The 17,674-nt window shown below is 38.0% G+C and carries 13 protein-coding genes and 1 riboswitch; of the genes, 5 read left to right on the forward strand and 8 right to left on the reverse strand.

The window, feature by feature from the left end; genetic code table 11:
* Positions 1–39: 39 nt before the first annotated feature.
* Positions 40–1,107 (reverse strand): DUF362 domain-containing protein, encoded by a 1,068-nt coding sequence (locus tag HHT355_RS08410; RefSeq protein WP_103202999.1) that lies wholly within the window; start codon positions 1,105–1,107, stop codon positions 40–42.
* Between the two features lie 163 nt (positions 1,108–1,270).
* Complete coding sequence (locus HHT355_RS08415; RefSeq protein WP_103203000.1) at positions 1,271–2,971, reverse strand: M3 family oligoendopeptidase; 1,701 nt, start codon at positions 2,969–2,971, stop codon at positions 1,271–1,273.
* A gap of 184 nt (positions 2,972–3,155) precedes the next feature.
* Between HHT355_RS08415 and HHT355_RS08420 the strand changes: the two genes are divergently transcribed.
* Together HHT355_RS08420 and HHT355_RS08425 are read left to right on the forward strand one after the other, a co-directional pair.
* Entirely contained in the window at positions 3,156–4,541 is a 1,386-nt protein-coding gene (locus HHT355_RS08420) for a PQQ-dependent sugar dehydrogenase (RefSeq protein WP_103203001.1), read from the forward strand.
* Positions 4,542–4,771: 230 nt separating this feature from the next.
* Positions 4,772–4,868: riboswitch (THF riboswitch) on the forward strand.
* 76 nt (positions 4,869–4,944) lie between these two features.
* A complete protein-coding gene (locus HHT355_RS08425; RefSeq protein WP_242967616.1) occupies positions 4,945–5,505 on the forward strand; it encodes a folate family ECF transporter S component in 561 nt (186 codons plus the stop codon).
* A 225-nt stretch (positions 5,506–5,730) separates the two neighbouring features.
* On the opposite strand, the gene HHT355_RS08430 is transcribed toward HHT355_RS08425, so the two are convergent.
* The gene (locus tag HHT355_RS08430; RefSeq protein ID WP_103203002.1) at positions 5,731–6,261 is read right to left on the reverse strand and encodes a histidine phosphatase family protein; all 531 of its coding nucleotides are present in this window, start codon (positions 6,259–6,261) and stop codon (positions 5,731–5,733) included.
* Positions 6,262–6,672: 411 nt separating this feature from the next.
* Between HHT355_RS08430 and adhE the strand changes: the two genes are divergently transcribed.
* Positions 6,673–9,303, forward strand: coding sequence for a bifunctional acetaldehyde-CoA/alcohol dehydrogenase (gene adhE, locus HHT355_RS08435; RefSeq protein ID WP_103203003.1), 2,631 nt, complete (start codon positions 6,673–6,675; stop codon positions 9,301–9,303).
* A 199-nt stretch (positions 9,304–9,502) separates the two neighbouring features.
* Positions 9,503–10,255, forward strand: a complete 753-nt coding sequence (locus tag HHT355_RS08440) for a phosphotransferase family protein (protein WP_103203004.1) — start codon at positions 9,503–9,505, stop codon at positions 10,253–10,255.
* Positions 10,256–10,423: 168 nt separating this feature from the next.
* Here the strand turns inward: HHT355_RS08440 and HHT355_RS08445 are convergent, their stop codons facing one another.
* From HHT355_RS08445 to iolC, 3 genes are all read right to left on the reverse strand, one after another.
* Positions 10,424–11,269 (reverse strand): ketose-bisphosphate aldolase, encoded by an 846-nt coding sequence (locus HHT355_RS08445; RefSeq protein ID WP_103203005.1) that lies wholly within the window; start codon positions 11,267–11,269, stop codon positions 10,424–10,426.
* A 121-nt stretch (positions 11,270–11,390) separates the two neighbouring features.
* Positions 11,391–12,893, reverse strand: coding sequence for a CoA-acylating methylmalonate-semialdehyde dehydrogenase (locus HHT355_RS08450; RefSeq protein WP_103203006.1), 1,503 nt, complete (start codon positions 12,891–12,893; stop codon positions 11,391–11,393).
* Positions 12,894–12,985: 92 nt separating this feature from the next.
* Entirely contained in the window at positions 12,986–14,002 is a 1,017-nt protein-coding gene (iolC, locus tag HHT355_RS08455) for a 5-dehydro-2-deoxygluconokinase (protein ID WP_103203007.1), read from the reverse strand.
* A gap of 271 nt (positions 14,003–14,273) precedes the next feature.
* On the opposite strand from iolC, the gene HHT355_RS08460 reads away from it, so the two are divergent.
* Entirely contained in the window at positions 14,274–15,035 is a 762-nt protein-coding gene (locus HHT355_RS08460) for a DeoR/GlpR family DNA-binding transcription regulator (protein WP_242967618.1), read from the forward strand.
* A gap of 291 nt (positions 15,036–15,326) precedes the next feature.
* On the opposite strand, the gene HHT355_RS08465 is transcribed toward HHT355_RS08460, so the two are convergent.
* A complete protein-coding gene (locus HHT355_RS08465; RefSeq protein WP_103203009.1) occupies positions 15,327–16,178 on the reverse strand; it encodes a GNAT family N-acetyltransferase in 852 nt (283 codons plus the stop codon).
* A 77-nt stretch (positions 16,179–16,255) separates the two neighbouring features.
* Positions 16,256–17,368, reverse strand: coding sequence for an IS30 family transposase (locus HHT355_RS08470; RefSeq protein WP_103201628.1), 1,113 nt, complete (start codon positions 17,366–17,368; stop codon positions 16,256–16,258).
* Between the last annotated feature and the right edge of the window lie 306 nt (positions 17,369–17,674).

Consider the following 17,674-nt stretch of genomic DNA (forward strand, 5'->3'; position numbering starts at 1 on the left):
GATTCATACTCTTTTATTTCTGCAATAGGCTTTAAGGTCTCAAATATTTTCAAGCATTTCTATAATATCGCTGGCCTTTGGCGGACAGCCTTTTACAAATTTATCGCATCCCGATGTACATTGTCCTACTCCCAGTCCATTTAATTTCTTGCCTTTAAATCCCTGCCCTATTTTTATCTTCTCAATCTTTATTAGGCTTACCTTATCAAGAGCATATATCAGAGAAGCATAACAGGCTGAGCAGGCACTGTCCTCCTCTATATATTTGCTTAGTCTGGAAACTGCCGATATATGTTTATTATTTACAACCGGCCTGTTTTTAGTATTTAGTTCTACAATTTTTGTATCTTCATCAAAGTATTTTCCCAAGCCGTAATCTTTTGCCATACGAAGATATCCTATATCGTCCGGTTTATACCCTATAAGTTGCGCCCCATATGAATCCAGCAAAACAGGGTCAAAACCCAGCATTATCCGGTTTGCGGTTACGGGATGCCCTCCTTCTTCGAAAGACAGGTCCCCGCAAACGGAGTCTACAATATGAAGCGATGGCCGTAAAACGGCATTCAGCGCCGCAATTGGCTTATGTAAGCCTAAGGTATGAAATCTTCTTTTTTCACTGTCAGGTATACATCCTTTAAGGTTTTTTAAACAACAGGTCACACCTGTCTGACAGTGGCCTTTAAGCACCGGAACATTTATCAGGTAATCTACCGATACGGCACATTCACACACTTTTATTGTCAAGCCCTTACTCTCTTTTGCCACAGCATTATCCCGTTTTGTATCAATGAGTCTGACATTATATTTTTCCGCAAGCCGGGTATATCCGCAATTTCTGAAAGCTTGTTCTGTACTGTCTCCTACCCAAGCTCCTTCTAAAATACATATATCATGCACCCCTGCATCCTTAAGATACCTGATAATTCCTTCAACAATTTCGGGATGGGTTGTTGCTCCTTCATCAGCCGGGCGGGATACAACCAGGTTAGGTTTTATGCCTATCTTCATATCCGGCCTTAATTTAGAAGCAATGTCGGCTTCTCTCATTAGCTCATAGGTCATTTCCTGCAGGTTAGTACCATAATTAATATATATATCTGCCATTTTATCACTTCCTTACTTTTAGTAATCCGATATAATAAGTCATTTTATCATGAGGCATCCAAGCAAATCTTTCCTGTTTGCTCAGATGCCTCATAATAATTATGACCTATGCATTTAAAATATTTTATACATAGCACCAAAACCTTATAATGTTTATCATCTATTATTCACGTATCCAGTTAAGCAATTCCTCTTTGGCATAGGATATGGCTTTTGCCACGCTGCCTTCTTCAAAAGGTACAGACAGATTAGCTAATTTAAGCAGGCTAAGATAATTTGTGCTTCCGCCGGCTTTACACAGTGCCAGATAATCTTTCCATGCCTGTTCTTTGTTTTCGGCATACCGCTTCTTAAGCTCCATAGCTCCCATAGTTGTCAGGGTATAGTTTATGTAATAGAAAGGATAGAGGAAGATATGCAATTTATGATACCAATATCCGCCCCTTTCCATAAATTCATCACCGTCGTAATCCCTCCAGGGCATATACTTTTTCTCAAGTTTATGCCACTCCAGGGTCCGTTCCTTCGGTGTAAGGTCAGGATTGGCGTACATAATATGCTGAAACTCGTCAACAGCAACCCCGAAAGGTACAAATGTTATAGCTTCCTGCAAATGAGCGTGTCTGAATTTATCTGCATCCTTGCCAAAGAACCACTCTGCATAAGGATAAGAAAACTGCTCCATAGCCATTGAATGAATTTCTGCAATATCCGTACTGACCGAATAATAGTTTAAAGTATTTTGCTCTCTCATAGCCATATATCCTGCAAAAGCATGCCCAAGCTCATGGGTCAGCACTTGTATATCAAATATCGTTTGATTAAAACAGGAGAACACATATGGAGCCTTATAATCAGAAAGGAATGTCATATACCCGGTTGAGGCTTTATTGGGCTTGTTTTTAAGATCCATTAGCTCATGCTTAATCATAAAGTCAATAAACTCTCCGGTCTCTAAGCTCATTTCATGATACATCTTGCGGGCTTCATTTACCAGATATTCGTCATCACCTGCCGGAATAGCATTGCCATCCGGGAAAATGAACTTTTCATCATATACCCTAAGCTTATCTACCCCAATTCTTTTTGCCTGTGCCCGGTAAAGTTCCTCGCACAGAGGTACTATTTCTTTTAAAACCTGCTCGCGAAATGCAGCTACTTCTTTTTGACCATAATCGCTTCTTTGCTGCTGCATATAAGCAAGAGGGATATAATTCTCGTAGCCTAAAGCCCGGCCCATTTCATTACGTATTTTTACAAGCTCATCAAAGATTTGCTCCAACTCTTCTTCATGAGAATGATAAAAATCCGAATAAGCTTTAAATGCCGCTTTTCGTACATTTCTGTCGGGATGCTCAAAATATTTCTGAATCCCATACAAATTCAGGGTCTTTCCATCAAATTCAATCTGGGCGGTAGCCATAATCTTCTGATAACGCAAAGTAAGTTTTGCTTCCTGCTGCATGTAAGGAACAAGCTCTTCTTTGAATTTATCTACTTCCCTTTTTTCTTTTACCAGAAACTCCGGCCCGTATTCTGCGTTAATTTCATCGGTAAACTTACATTCAATCAATGCTTTGCTTATTTCGGTCATTGCAACGGCCGCTTCCGCCTCACGGTTATTTATATACTCTACTTCTTTTTCATAAAACTCATCGGTAGTATCAAGGGTATTGCGTATGTAGGCAATGGTTGTCATGGTGGAAACCGAACTGTATAACTTCTCCCTTTTTTCAAGAACTTCTTTTATATCACCATAGGTTCTGGCGTTTTTTATATCTTCAACCATCTTCTTGCATTCTGCTTCAAGCTTATCATAATCCGGTCTTACATACTCAAGTTGTGAAAATGTGAAATCCTTCATCTGAACATCTCCTTATATATAAAATAACAATTATAATATACCATATTAAACCTGAACTGTATATTATTTTTGATATGATATATAATTTTTACAACTATAAATAAACATGGCATATATAAGAATAAGGTAATATCGTCACAAGTTATATCATAACTTGTATTGATACCGGATAAGGAGTCATTTCATGCAAAGATTAAGGGTAGGCTTAAGGCCTATAGTTAACAATCTAAATCTTCCCACTGTTATAAAGACAGTTATATTCCCTGGAGAGGAAGAAGAAAGCCTGGTTATTGCCACCCAGGTAGGCGAGATATTTTATGTAAGAAATGATACTGTATCACTGCTTCTAGATATAAGACACAATATTATTGATCTTGGCGCAGCCGGAGGATATGATGAGCGTGGTCTTCTGGGCCTTGCTTTTCATCCGGATTTTTATTACAACGGTTTATTTTATATCCACTACACTCTGGCAGGAACACAAGGCCCCGGAGCCTTATCGGGCCGTTTTGTTCCCGACCCCTGTTATAGAGATACGTTAAATCTTGTATGGAGCAACAGGGAAAACAGGTATGACCATATCGACACAGTTGAAGAATGGATGGTGCAGGAAAACGGCAGCCCGGTAAAAAGAAGAACTCTTCTTAACCTTAGAAGGCCTTTTATGAACCATAACGGCGTAAACACCCTTAACTTTTCTCCCGAAACCGGAAGACTCGTTCTTGCCACAGGAGACGGCGGATCAGGCTTTGACCCGTTTAATTTGGCACAAAACGATATGGAAATAGCGGGAAAAATCATTGAAATTGACGTAGATATGGATGTATTCATAGACAATATGCCGGCAGTAACCAGATTTGACGAACTGCCCCAATCGGTTCAGGCTTCTCTTACGGTTATAGCCAAGGGTATACGCAATACAACAGGCATAGCCTATCAGAGATTTAACAATTATTATATAAAGTATGTGGGATTTGTAGGTCAGGATATGGTTGAGGCTGTTTTTTCTTTTGTGTCATATACCCCCCTGCCCGTAACCGATATTATCAGATCATATGCTTTACAAACCGTCCCCAGACAGGATGGTTTTATAAATCTCGGATGGAGGGGATGGGAAGGTATTCTTCCTACCTCAATTATAAGGCCTTGTCAAGACGGCAGAAATCAGGATCAAAAGATTATGGCATATTATAATGATGCTATAATAACAGCACCTTTGCGAATTTATCCCCTAACCTGCTATTATCATGATGACCCCAGACCAAATAAGATTGAAGGCATGGCTATCACGGGAGTGCAACCCTATCAGGGAACCGAAATACCGGAATTAACCGGAAGCTGTGTATTTACAGATTTTAGCGGTGTTATGGCATATACATTTGCAACACCCGAATGCAGAATGAACGATTATAATGTTATAGATTTTGATTTTGACTTTATGACAGATTCTGTATTTTTTACGGCGCTAGGTACAGATTTAAATCAGACAAAATTATATTTGGGTGCTTATGGGTCCGCAAATGTAACCGCACAACATCTGGGAACCGTATTTGAAATTATAAGAAGATAATTTTGTCTGATCTAAGTTTCTTTGATATATATTTAGATTTATTTTAGCTTCCTTTATTCTATAAGTACAAATAGCTTACAAATAGCCCCAAAGCCTAAATATTTGGGGCTAGCTGTTTTATTGGTGCAAGTCATATATTTTAAATAGGATTTTTCTCCTGCTTTTTAGTGCATTTTTCTATTGCTTTTTTGCACATATGTGATATTCTTGATATACTAAAAAAAATATAAAGCAGAGTAGGATTATGTGCGTTAAGTGCCGGTTGAACGGGGAGTTGTCAGCCGGACGAAAAGGAATCTTGCGATACATAATCCGCATCCCGCTGCTACATTCGGATAATCAAATATTTGCTATTTGATATTATCTCTTTTTGTAGTAGTGGAATACAAAGGAGGTAATTTTTTTGCGTAAAATTTCGGTTTTGTTTAAAGAATCAATTAAAGAATTTAAAAGTGTAAGATGCATTACATTTACAGCCATGCTGGGTGCGATTTCAGTTGTATTGGGAAGTTTAAGGATTGATGTGACACCTTTTTTAAGAATAAGCTTTTCTTTTCTTCCTAATCGGTTTGTCTTTTATCTTTTCGGACCGGCTGTAGGCGGAATATACGGTGCCGCTATGGATATACTGACCTTTATAATAAAACCTTCCGGTGCCTTTCATCCCGGAATCACCTTTAACGCCTTTATAACAGGGGTTATTTACGGATTGGTATTATATAAAAAACCGGCCACTATCAAAAGAATCTTCATAGCCGATATAATTCAGATGATCATTGTAAACCTGCTTTTGCAAACTTACTGGCTCACCGGTTTAACAGGCTTAAGCTTTTTTGCTCTGTTCCCTCCAAGGGCACTGAAAGCCTTAATTATGCTGCCGATAGAAACGCTTCTTTTCTATTCTGCTGTCAAAGCGGTAGAAGCAACCGGAATTAAAAAAATATTATCGGGAAGAGGCATGTAAGCTGAAACCTATAACGAATGTTCGGACTTACTGTTATGTTTTGATGATGGGACATAAAAATACCTCCAAAGTAGATTTTAAGTTATTTAACTTATCTACTTTGGAGGTATTAAATATCCCCATAATTTGTATACTGAATTTGTTTTAAATAGTCTTTCCGGTTAAACTATACAACTTTCACATTGCAGGTATATGTAACATTATATACTATAAGCTTCTGTAACTTTAATCTATATTATATACCTTTATTTCACAATTACCCAGGCTATAAGCTGCAAATTCTTCATTTTCCAAATCACAAAAATATGTATGGATAACCCTGCTTATACCGTTATGAGTCACAATCAGAACATTTTCCCCGACATACTCCTTAATTACTTCATCCAGGAAATTATATACCCGCTGGGCCACCATAAAATAAGACTCTCCGTGCTTAAACCTGGCAAAGAATTTTCTTTTTTCCTTCTGATATAATTCATCTCCCCTGTCCTTACCTTCAAAAATACCAAAATCCATTTCTATAAGCCTGTCATCGTATTTTATTTCAATATCCTTATTTTCACATATTATTTGCGCAGTCATGGCTGTTCTCTTTAGCGGGGATGCAAATACATATTTAAATTCGAAGGGTATATTGTCCCTTAATCTCTTAGCCTGCATAATGCCTGTATCATTAAGGGGAATATCCGTTCTGCCCAATATCAAATTCTTTTTGTTCCATTCAGTCTCTCCGTGACGTGTAACCAGTAATTTCATTCTTATCCATCCTGTTCTCTATATATGATTTAATAACACTTTAACAGCAAAGCAACCGACACTATTATAACATATCTTTCAGGATAAAAGATACCAAAACACGTATTAATCATATATACTGTAACTTTTTTAATTTTATTATTAATGAGTTGTCATGTTATTTTATACAAATTTTTGCTTTAAGCTGTTATAATTTCAAGCCAATATTCCAAATTTGCTATTATTTTAACAATTATACGGTCTCAAATACAACTTTTTTGCCTTATATTGTGTATAATTTTACTTTAAAACCTGTATTGACATAAAATTATTGTTTATTTTTATTGATTGACAGAATTTCATGTGTATTTTATAATTCTAATTGTTAAATAATTAACAATCTTGCTTTGATCATATAAAGGAGGATGTCCTATGGCAAAAAAAGATGTCACTGTTAACAATAAGACTGATAGCAAGAATTATATTATTGATTCTGTAGATGCGCTTCTTAGAAAAATAGACGAAATGAAAGAAGCACAGAAAATTTTTGCCACGTATTCCCAGGATCAGGTTGATAAAATCTTCTACGCCGCTGCTGCAGCAGCCAGTAAAAACAGAATCCCTCTCGCAAAGATGGCTGTAGAAGAAACCGGAATGGGAGTTGTAGAAGACAAAGTAATTAAGAATCATTATGCTTCTGAATATATATATAATGCATATAAAGATACCAAAACCTGTGGTGTTATAGAAGAAGATCCCGTATTCGGAATAAAGAAAATTGCTAATCCTGTTGGTTTGATTGCGGCAGTTATTCCTACTACCAATCCTACATCCACAGCCATATTTAAAACCTTGCTTGCCATTAAGACCAGGAATGCAATAATTCTTTCGCCCCATCCCAGAGCAAAAAATTGCACCATAGCTGCCGCAAAAATCGTTTTGGAAGCTGCAGTAGCCGCCGGTGCACCTGAAGGCATAATAGGGTGGATAGACGTTCCTTCCCTTGAGTTAACCAATGAAGTTATGAAAAATTGCGATTTAATTTTGGCTACAGGCGGCCCAGGTATGGTAAAATCCGCATATTCTTCCGGAAAACCTGCCATCGGTGTCGGTGCAGGAAATACTCCTGTTATTATTGATGAAACTGCGGACATTAAGCAGGCGGTAAGTTCTATCATATTATCGAAAACCTTTGATAACGGCATGATTTGCGCTTCCGAACAGTCCGTAACTGTTTTAGACAGTATTTATGATAAAGTTAAAGAAGAATTCGTTTACCGCGGTTGCTACATCTTAAGCCCCGAAGAAACGGAAAAAGTAAGAAAGACCATTATTATCAACGGTTCGCTTAACGCAAAGATAGTAGGCCAGTCCGCTTACACAATAGCAAATCTTGCAGGATTTGAAGTTCCTAAGGATACCAAAATCTTAATCGGTGAAGTTGAAAGTGTAGATATCACGGAAGAATTTGCCCATGAGAAACTTTCTCCTGTTCTTGCCATGTACAGGGCAAAAACCTTTGACGAAGCTATTAAAAAAGCCGAACGCCTTATAGCCGACGGAGGTTTCGGACATACCGCTTCATTATTTATAGATCCTAAGGAAACTGAAAAGATAAGCAAATACCAGGAAGCCATGAAGACCTGCCGTATTTTAATTAATACTCCGGCATCCCAGGGCGGAATCGGTGACCTTTATAACTTCAAGTTGGCACCGTCTCTTACTTTAGGCTGCGGTTCATGGGGCGGCAACTCCGTTTCCGACAACGTAGGCGTAATGCATTTACTTAATATCAAAACCGTTGCCGAAAGGAGAGAAAATATGCTTTGGTTTAGAACCCCCGAAAAAATTTACTTCAAGAAGGGTTGCATGCCTGTAGCTTTGGATGAGCTTAAAAATGTCCTTGGAAAGAAAAGGGCCTTTATCGTAACCGACAAATTCCTGTATAAAAACGGTTATGTAAAGCCTCTTACAGATAAACTTAATGAACTTGGAATTACCTATACATGTTTCTATGACGTATCTCCTGACCCTACATTAGCATGCGCCATAGAAGGTGCAACAGCCATGACTTTATTTGAGCCGGATGTAATCATAGCTTTTGGCGGCGGTTCACCTATGGATGCTGCAAAGATTATGTGGCTTATGTACGAACATCCCGGTGTTGATTTCCACGACATGGCTATGCGCTTTATGGATATCCGTAAGAGAATATACACCTTCCCCAAGATGGGTGAAAAAGCTTACTTTGTTGCCATTCCCACATCTTCAGGTACTGGTTCGGAAGTCACTCCTTTCGCAGTTATAACCGACGAAAAGACCGGAGTTAAATACCCGCTTGCCGATTACGAACTACTGCCCGATATGGCTATCATAGATACCGATAACATGATGTCACAGCCTCCTTCATTAACAGCCGCTTCGGGTATCGATGCCATGACACATGCTCTTGAAGCTTATGCTTCCATGATGGCTACGGACTTTACCGACGGCCTGGCTTTGAAGGCTTTGAAACTTATCTTTAAATACCTGCCCGTAGCATACAAGGACGGTACCAATGTTGAGGCAAGAGAAAAGATGGCTCACGCTTCCACTATCGCCGGTATGGCCTTTGCCAATGCATTCCTTGGTATCTGCCATTCAATGGCTCACAAATTGGGTGCCTACCACCATCTGCCTCACGGCGTTGCCAATGCATTGCTGATCAAGGAAGTTATGAAATTCAACATATCCGAACGTCCTGTAAAAATGGGTACTTTCCCTCAATATGAGTATCCGAATGTACTTGAGCGTTATGTTGAAGTGGCTAACTTTATCGGTATTAACGGAAAAGATGATATGGATACATTCAACAAACTTCTTGATGCCATCGACAAACTGAAAGAAAGTGTAGGAATCAGGAAAACCATCAGGGATTACGGTATTGACGAGAAAGCATTCCTGGAAACACTGGATGAGATGGTTGAACAGGCTTTCGACGATCAATGCACCGGTGCCAATCCGAGGTATCCTTTGATGTCGGAAATAAAGGAAATGTACTTAAAAGCATATTACGGTGAGTAAGTGACACTATTCGAAATTTGAAAAATTTGTTATTATGTAATTAAAAGCAATGTATGGGCTGATTGATGACGGTTAATAAAATTTTCAAATATTATCAGTCCATACATGTATCTTGAAAATTTATGAATATGGGATACCCGACCAAAGTGTATTCTGTATTCCGTATCAAACTTTGGTTTAATCGAAAGGGGATATTGCTATGAAGCTGGAACAAGTACTGGCAACCCGTGCCAATAAAATCATATACCGGTATGAAGATACGGTAGTAAAAGTTTTTGAAAAAGGCTATCCGAAATCGCTGATTTTAAACGAAGCCTTAAACCAGTCCAGGGTAGAAGAAACCGGCCTTAAGATTCCTAAAATCCGTGCCGTCGGAATGATTGATGAATGCTGGAGCATAACCATGGATTATATTCCGGGGAAGACTCTGGATCAGCTTTTTAAGGAAAATCCCGAAAAAACCGACGAATTGCTGGAGCTGTTCGTTGACCTGCAGCTTGAAATGCATTCAAAAACAGCACCGGCATTAAATAAATTAAAGGATAAACTGGTCCGCCAGATTCAAAGCATAAAAGAAATAGATGCCACTACAAGATACGAATTGCTGATGCGTCTTGATAGTATGCCCAAACACACCAAACTTTGCCACGGAGACTTTCTTCCGTCCAATATAATAATTAACGACTCTGGCGCATATATAATAGACTGGTCACACGCCACCCAGGGAAATGCCAGCGGCGATACCGCAACCACATACCTGAAGATGACATTATATTATCCCGACCTGGCAGAAAAATATATCAAACTCTTCTGTAAAAAGAGCGACACAGCTTTGCAATATGTTCAAAAATGGCTTCCTATCGTAGCTGCCCAGCAGTTACTTAGAGCCACAACCGAAGAAGAGAAAAAGTTCCTGTTTAAGTGGCTTGATGTTATTGATTATCAGGGATAATATTACCAAGCAACCTATATAAATAATTTCTTCTGTGTAATTTTATTTATCATCCGATGTACAATTTTACATTCTTTCTGTGAAAATTTCATATAACCGAAATAAGGGGCTGTCACTTATTTTGCGACAACCCCTTTTTCTTTTCAGGATTATATTTTCACAGGTTATTTACAAGGGTTCTTTATTATTGAATACCTTTATATGATGCTTTACCTGTTCGTAAGTCCCTTCAATCATTTTATCTCTTAAACCAAAAAAGCGATGGTTAGTATCGGACAGGCAATATTCTTTGGCTTTATTAGTCAGCCCATCCAATAAGGCTGTCGCAATATTAATTTTGCGAATTCCAAGATTTATAACCTTTCTGAAATCTTCGTCGCTTATTCCGGTTCCGCCGTGCAGTACCAGAGGAATGTCTACCAGCTTATGTATTTGTTCCAGAACTTCAAAATTAAGTTTCGGTTGTGTAATATAGTTACCATGTGCATTTCCTATCGCAACCGCCAAAGCATCTATACCTGTTCTTTCATAGAAATCCAAGGCTTCTTGCGGGTCAGTACAACGGATTTCTCCGTTAACCGTAGTTCCTTCATTTCCACCTACAACTCCAAGCTCCGCTTCTATACTAATATCAAAAAATTTTGCTACCGTTGCATACTCCTTTGTTTTTTGCACGTTTTCCTCATAAGGCAGGTTTGAACCGTCAAACATTATGGAAGTAAACTTGTACTTAATTGCCTCTTTAATAATATCCCTGCTTCGTCCGTGGTCCAGATGGACTGCTATATCTACTTTCGATTTTTTAGCAGCTTCAATCATCATAGGAGCTACCATGTGCATGGGAAAATATTTCAGCCTTCCTTCAGCCAACTGCAGTATAATCGGAGTGTTCATATCCTTAGCAGCCTCAATTGCCCCAATAATATGTTCCAGATTGCCTATATTGAAAGCTCCGACTGCATAATTACCCTTAGATGCCGCATCCAAGAGTTCTTTCATTGTAACAAGTGGCATATTGGCTCCTTCCTATCCATAACCGGAGCAAGTCATACAACATACTCCGGTATGTTATTTAAAAATGCTGTATGTAAATTCCGTTAAGATCGGAATTTTTCATATTAAACAATGCCGTTTATTAAATCGTGCCGTCCCAGGTAGTTACATGGGTGGATTTCTTCTCTTCTTCGTCAAACCACTTTGTCGTAACCGTTTTGCTCTCCGTATAGAATCTGATACCGTCTTTACCTAAGCAATGATTATCTCCAAAGAAGGAATCTTTATGGCCGCTGAAGGGGAAGATTCCGACCGGTACAGGGATACCTACGTTTACTCCGACCATTCCGCCGTGAGTGCGTTCTACAAACTCCCTGGCATAATATCCGCTCTGGGTGAAAATAACCGATCCGTTGGCAAACGGATTATTGTTCATAATGGTAAGGCCTTCTTCAAAGCTTTTTACCCTCTTTATGCAAAGAACAGGACCAAAAATTTCATATCTTCCTATTTCCATATCTTCCGTAACATGGTCAAAGATTGTAGGTCCCAAATAGAAGCCGTTCTCATAACCTTCCACTTTTACGTTTCTTCCGTCAAGGATAAGTTTTGCCCCTTCATCTATGCCTTTCTGAATCCATCCGAGAATTCTTTCTTTATGTTTGGCATCTACAACAGGACCCAATTTTGATGTCTTGTCGTAAGCAGGTCCGATTTTAATGTTTTTGGCAAGCTCAACTATTTTAGCTACCAATGCATCCGCAATGCCTTCTTCGGCAACCACGACGGGAAGTGCCATGCATCTTTCTCCCGCACATCCGAATGCGGAGTTTATTATACCTGCCGCAACGCGGTCAACGGGTGCATCATTTAAAACCAAAGCATGGTTTTTGGCCTCGCACAAAGCCTGTACTCTTTTTCCGTGAGCCGCAGCTATACTGTAAATGTGCTTTCCTACCTTGGTTGATCCTACAAAAGAAACTCCCTTCACATCGGGATGAGTAAGCAGAATTTCAGCTTCATTTCTGTCGCAAGTGATAACATTAATAACACCGTCGGGAATTCCCGCTTCCTTATATATTTCTGCCATCCTTAATGAAGTTCTCGGTGTGGTGCTGGATACTTTCAATACCATGGTATTGCCGCAGGCTATACAAATCGGCGCCATCCAACCGAAAGGAATCATTGCCGGGAAATTAAAGGGTGCAATTCCCGCAAATACTCCAAGAGGTTCTCTGTATAAAACGGTGTCATAACCTGTGGATGTATTCATAGTTGATTCACCCATCATTAATGACGGTACCGAACAAGCAAGTTCGGTAGCCTCTTTTGCCTTTGCCAAATCACCGTTGGCTTCATCCCATACCTTACCATGCTCTTCAGCTATCAGGTAAGTAAGTTCTTCTTCGTACTTAATCAATAATTCACGGACTTTATATAAATATTGAACCCGCTTTAAGACAGGTACTTTAGACCAGGTTTTAAAAGCCTCATTGGCAACTTTTATTGCCTCTTCCACTTCTTTTTTTGTACAGTTAGGAGCCTGGGCCACGACTTCACCTGTGCTTGGATTATAAAGATCATAGTATTTATCTGTCTCCGATTCTTTAAACCGGCCGCCCACAAAATATTTCAATCTTTCCATATGTAGTCACCTTTCTATAATATAAGTAATTTTAGTTACTTAATAAACATTTAATCAATTATACTCCAAGTTACATAAATCCATAAAATGCCCTATATACGGGCTATCATTTCACCGTACTCTTCTTTTGCCTTTTTGATAAATTCCATCAATTGTTCTGCGGTCGGCATATCCTGCGAACAGGCATGGCTTGCCACCAGCATGGCAGCCGAAGCACTGCCCAGTTCCAGACAATCAATAATTTCCATTCCTTCAAACAAGCCGTAAAGGAAAGCAGAAGCATACCCATCCCCGCCGCCAAAAGATTTAAGCAGTTTCACCGGGAAAGGTTTAATGCTGTAGGAGTTGCCGTCATTGGTGTAAGCGGTTGATCCTTCCTTGCCGTGTTTTATAACTACAATCTTGCAGCCTTTACTGTGGAAATATTCGGCTGTCTGCTTGTCCGTCCTTCCCTCTTCAATTAATTTTTCGGTTAAGTCAAATTCTTCCCTGGAACCTAAAATAATATCGCTTTCTTTAGCAACAATGGAATAGTAAATAGATATTTCATCGGTATTTTTCCATGTATAAGGTCTGTAATCTATGTCAAATATTACAACAACATTATTTTTCTTAGCCAAAGCTAAAGCTTTCAGGGCAGCCTCTCTTGAGGGGCTTGCCGATAAAGCCGTTCCGGATATCAATAATGCCTTCGTCTTTTTGATATAGTCTTCATCTATATCTTCAACACTTAACTGTAAATCGGCTATACCGTTGCGGTACATAAGAATGCTGCTTTCAGTCTCGCTTAAAATTTCAGTAAAAGTAAGCCCTATCTTCTCTCCGTTTTTGCAGCGGAAAATATGAGATGTATCTATTCCTTCATTATTAAAGAAATCTGTTACAAAATCTCCGAATTGATCGTCAGAAACTCTGCCGATAAAACCAACCTTTTTGCCCAGTCTTGCCAGACCGACACTGATATTGGCAGGAGATCCGCCTAAGTATTTTTTAAAAGTTGTACTTTCCGTAAGTTTCTTGTAGTAATCTACCGGATTAAAATCAACCGCCACTCTGCCAAGTGCTATTAAGTCAATTTCTTTTGTATTGTCAAATTCTATGTAGCCCATTTGCAACTCCTTCCTCTATTGACTAGATTACAATAATATTTTATTATTAACTTACCCATAATTTAATAATAATTTACTCATAATATAACATTTTGTCTTGTGTATGTCAATATTTTATGTGTTGTTTTAATAAAAAGTAACATACTTAGCTAAATATATTATTATTTATTGTGTGAATCCTGCCTTATTTACTTGTATTTATTAATATTATTTGTAAATTTCATGATAATAATGTATAATATAAAAAACACAAAATGCGTAAAGAGGTGTTATGGTGCGTACAAAAAGAATAGGGAATATAGAAAAATACATCTACATCAACAAAACCGTTACTCTTGACCAATTATGCGAAGAATTCAAAGTATCCAAAAATACCATAAGACGTGACATAGACGAACTGGCTTCGAAGGGACTTGTAAAAAAAATATACGGCGGTGTAACAATTCCCGATACTCAATCGATGAAACCGTTTGAGGAACGCAGCATCAGCAATTTAGGCTTAAAGCAATACATTGCCAAAAAAGCGGCCTCCTTGGTAAATGACGGTGAAATTATATTTATCGATTCGGGAACTACGACTTTTCCTATGGTAGAATTTATTCAGAAAAAAAATATAACCATACTTACCAACAATATAGAGGTAATTATTAAATGTATTCCTCATAATAACATCAATGTAATATCCCTGTCCGGCATATTGGACAGAAAAGCCTTGTCATTTACCGGCTCTACTGCTGTAGACGTATTGCAGCAATATAACATCAGCAAGGCATTTTTGGCTGCTACAGGAATATCATCAAAGAACGGTGCTACCAATTCGTCGCCTGCAGAAACGGCCATTAAAAAGACAGCCATTGAAAGAAGTGTTAAGAAATATTTGCTGGTAGATCACACAAAATTTGAGGTAAGTTCTTTGGTAACTTATGCTCAATTTGATAAACTTGATGCCATTATAACAGACCAATATCCCGATAAGGAACTTGAACATGCCATTTTATCCGCCGGCTGCGAGATAATTTTGGCTGATTCCTAAAATATATTAAGAATTTTATCTGTATTTGTGTTTTTCCGGCAGAAAATAAAAAAATAATTAAACCTTCTTTATATGAAGCACAATGATACATATATTAAAAGTGTGCAATTTTATATTGTCTATATAATTTTATAGCAAAGCAAAAATAACTGGGAACTTAACCCCAGTTATTTTCTTTTTATGCTATATAATATTATTCCTAATATTGTATTTTACTTTTAATCTTTACTATTTTAAATTGAAATTTATACCGAAATCTCAAAAATACTTATATTTGCTTGCCTTTAATAACTACAAGGTAAGATACATTTCATACTGTGATATTGAATCTTTCGTAAAATTCAAACGTTTTGCAAATCCCATAAGCGAAGCGTTATTAGGAAAATTGATAGCCAGCTTTTTAAGATTAAGCTCTTTTATGGCATGGCTCACAAGCCCTCTTCCGATACCCCGATTTCTAAAACCTGATTCAATCCACAGAAAATTAATCTTTCCTATTGGGTTGATGCTTAGTGCGCCGATAAGCTCTGTCCCATGAAATACTCCAAAATGTACCTGGCCTGTGATTTTTTCAATATAATCAAAATCATTTTGCCAATTTATATGAATGTCCCGTACTTTGCAGCTAAAGCTTTTTAAAACTTCCATGTCTATTTTTTCAACAGTTACGTCATCCGGCAAAACTTCATCGATATCATCCGGATTTTGATGAGAATAATAAGTTATATCATAGACTTTTTCGTATCCCATTTTCTTATAGAAATTAATGGCTCTGTCATTACCGACGATTACTTCCAAAAATAACTGCCGGCAATTATTTTCAATGGCTGTTTCCTTATGAAGGCTAAACAACTTTTTACTTACTTCAGTCCCTCTGTAATCCGGATGAACACAAAGGGCTCCGCATCTTAATGTCTTTATTCCCTCATATACTTTAATCCCGCCCAAAATCAAACCTACAGGCTTATCTTCATCAAAAGCAATAAATGAATATTCCGGGCTGTTTCCTTCCCGTCCAAAAAAATTCTTTATAAAAATTTCTTTTGTAATTTCCACTTTTATAATATAATCTGAAAATCCAATCTGGAACGCCTGAAATATGGCATCATCATTAGTTTCCGTACATCTTTTGTATGTAATCAAAAAATCCGCCTCTTCCATTATCAAATTTTTACCGATGAGTAATCTTAAATATAATTTTTAAATAAAATTTTTAAATCCTAAATTGCAATTTCAAATTGAACACCACTGGTAATTAAGTTACCTTGTACTTTGCCAATCGAATACACCTGATCCAGAAACTCTTCAAAAAGTTCCGCCGGTGTTCGGTACCCAAGATGCTTCCGGGGAAGTTCGTTCATCTCATCAGCAAACCACAGGATTTGTTCTGCAGAATATTTCTCAATGGAAACCCCTTTTGGAACATATCTGCGAAAAATCCTGTTATGTCGTTCATTCTGGGCTCTTTCCCAGGATGAATACGGATGTGTAAAGTAGATCCCTACTCCCCATGTTTCAAGTTCAGATAGCCTCTCAAACTCAGTACCGTTATCGGCAGTAATGGTCTTGAATACTTCACTGAATTTAGCCTCGCCGTATTCTTCTCTAAGGGTTTCCATGGCTGCCATTACGGATTCTGCATCTTTGCCGGGTATTTTTATGGCTATATAATAATCGCTTTTCTTCTCAACCAACGTTAGTACCACTGATTCATGACCGGCCTTGTGTCCGACAACTGTGTCGATTTCCCAGTGACCGTATTCCTCTTTAGTGGATACTGTTTCCGGACGTTCATCAATACTTTTTCCAAGAAAACGTTTGCTTTTACGAGGCTGGTTCTTTCTTGGCTTTCTTGACAAGGCTTCCGGAAAATCATGTGGTACCAGCGGCAGATTTCCGGCCCAAAGTTCATTATAAAGCGTCTTGGTACAAACAATATCCTCAGCAGGAAACAGCTCATGAAGTCTGGCATAACCTACGCAGGCATCAAAAGACCAATGATGTTCCTTGACCTGCTTAATAACCCATTTTAGAAACTTTGAGTTCTCATCAAGAGCATGTGGCTTGTGGCATCTTGACCTGTTTATTTCGTAGTTCTGTTGGCCACGTTTTGCAGAATACTCAGGATTACGTCCTCTGTCTCCATTACGCTTGCTGGTTCCACGCCGAAGTTCATACATTACGGTAGAAGCAGAACAATTGATTGCTTCTGCAATCTTACGAAGGGAGTAACCAAGTTTTTTATAAATTTTGATACTGCAACGATCTTCAAATTTTAAGTGCTGACCCCTTTCGCGATCGGGGGTAAATGTGGTAGAATAAGTTTGATCCATGGTTGCGATCTCCTTTGTAGGTTTTTGTGTGGTAACTTAATTCTACCAAAGAATCCTCCATGGATCTATTTTTTTAGGTGTTCAATTTGATTTTACAATTAACCAAAATTTTTAAATATAATTTTTAAATATAATTTTTAAATATAATTTTTAAATATAATTTTTTATATAATTTTTTATACTGAATAATATTTCGAATATGTTAGCAGTATAATAAAAACATTATAATTTACAATATACAAGCCTGTCAATCCAAATGGAACACTTTAGTTTCTGTCTTGGCTCATAGAATGCCGTTTTTATTAA

The organism is Herbinix hemicellulosilytica (assembly GCF_002904165.1).
In the GTDB taxonomy this organism is placed as follows: domain Bacteria; phylum Bacillota; class Clostridia; order Lachnospirales; family Lachnospiraceae; genus Mobilitalea; species Mobilitalea hemicellulosilytica.

Bases quoted from the DNA above. Each gene is read 5' to 3' on its own strand.
- HHT355_RS08420 (WP_103203001.1), top strand. From the start codon at position 3,156: ATGCAAAGATTAAGGGTAGGCTTAAGGCCTATAGTTAACAATCTAAAT.
- iolC (WP_103203007.1), bottom strand. From the start codon at position 14,002: ATGGGCTACATAGAATTTGACAATACAAAAGAAATTGACTTAATAGCA.
- HHT355_RS08415 (WP_103203000.1), bottom strand. From the start codon at position 2,971: ATGAAGGATTTCACATTTTCACAACTTGAGTATGTAAGACCGGATTAT.
- adhE (WP_103203003.1), top strand. From the start codon at position 6,673: ATGGCAAAAAAAGATGTCACTGTTAACAATAAGACTGATAGCAAGAAT.
- HHT355_RS08450 (WP_103203006.1), bottom strand. From the start codon at position 12,893: ATGGAAAGATTGAAATATTTTGTGGGCGGCCGGTTTAAAGAATCGGAG.
- HHT355_RS08430 (WP_103203002.1), bottom strand. From the start codon at position 6,261: ATGAAATTACTGGTTACACGTCACGGAGAGACTGAATGGAACAAAAAG.
- HHT355_RS08440 (WP_103203004.1), top strand. From the start codon at position 9,503: ATGAAGCTGGAACAAGTACTGGCAACCCGTGCCAATAAAATCATATAC.
- HHT355_RS08445 (WP_103203005.1), bottom strand. From the start codon at position 11,269: ATGCCACTTGTTACAATGAAAGAACTCTTGGATGCGGCATCTAAGGGT.
- HHT355_RS08410 (WP_103202999.1), bottom strand. From the start codon at position 1,107: ATGGCAGATATATATATTAATTATGGTACTAACCTGCAGGAAATGACC.
- HHT355_RS08470 (WP_103201628.1), bottom strand. From the start codon at position 17,368: ATGGATCAAACTTATTCTACCACATTTACCCCCGATCGCGAAAGGGGT.
- HHT355_RS08460 (WP_242967618.1), top strand. From the start codon at position 14,274: ATGGTGCGTACAAAAAGAATAGGGAATATAGAAAAATACATCTACATC.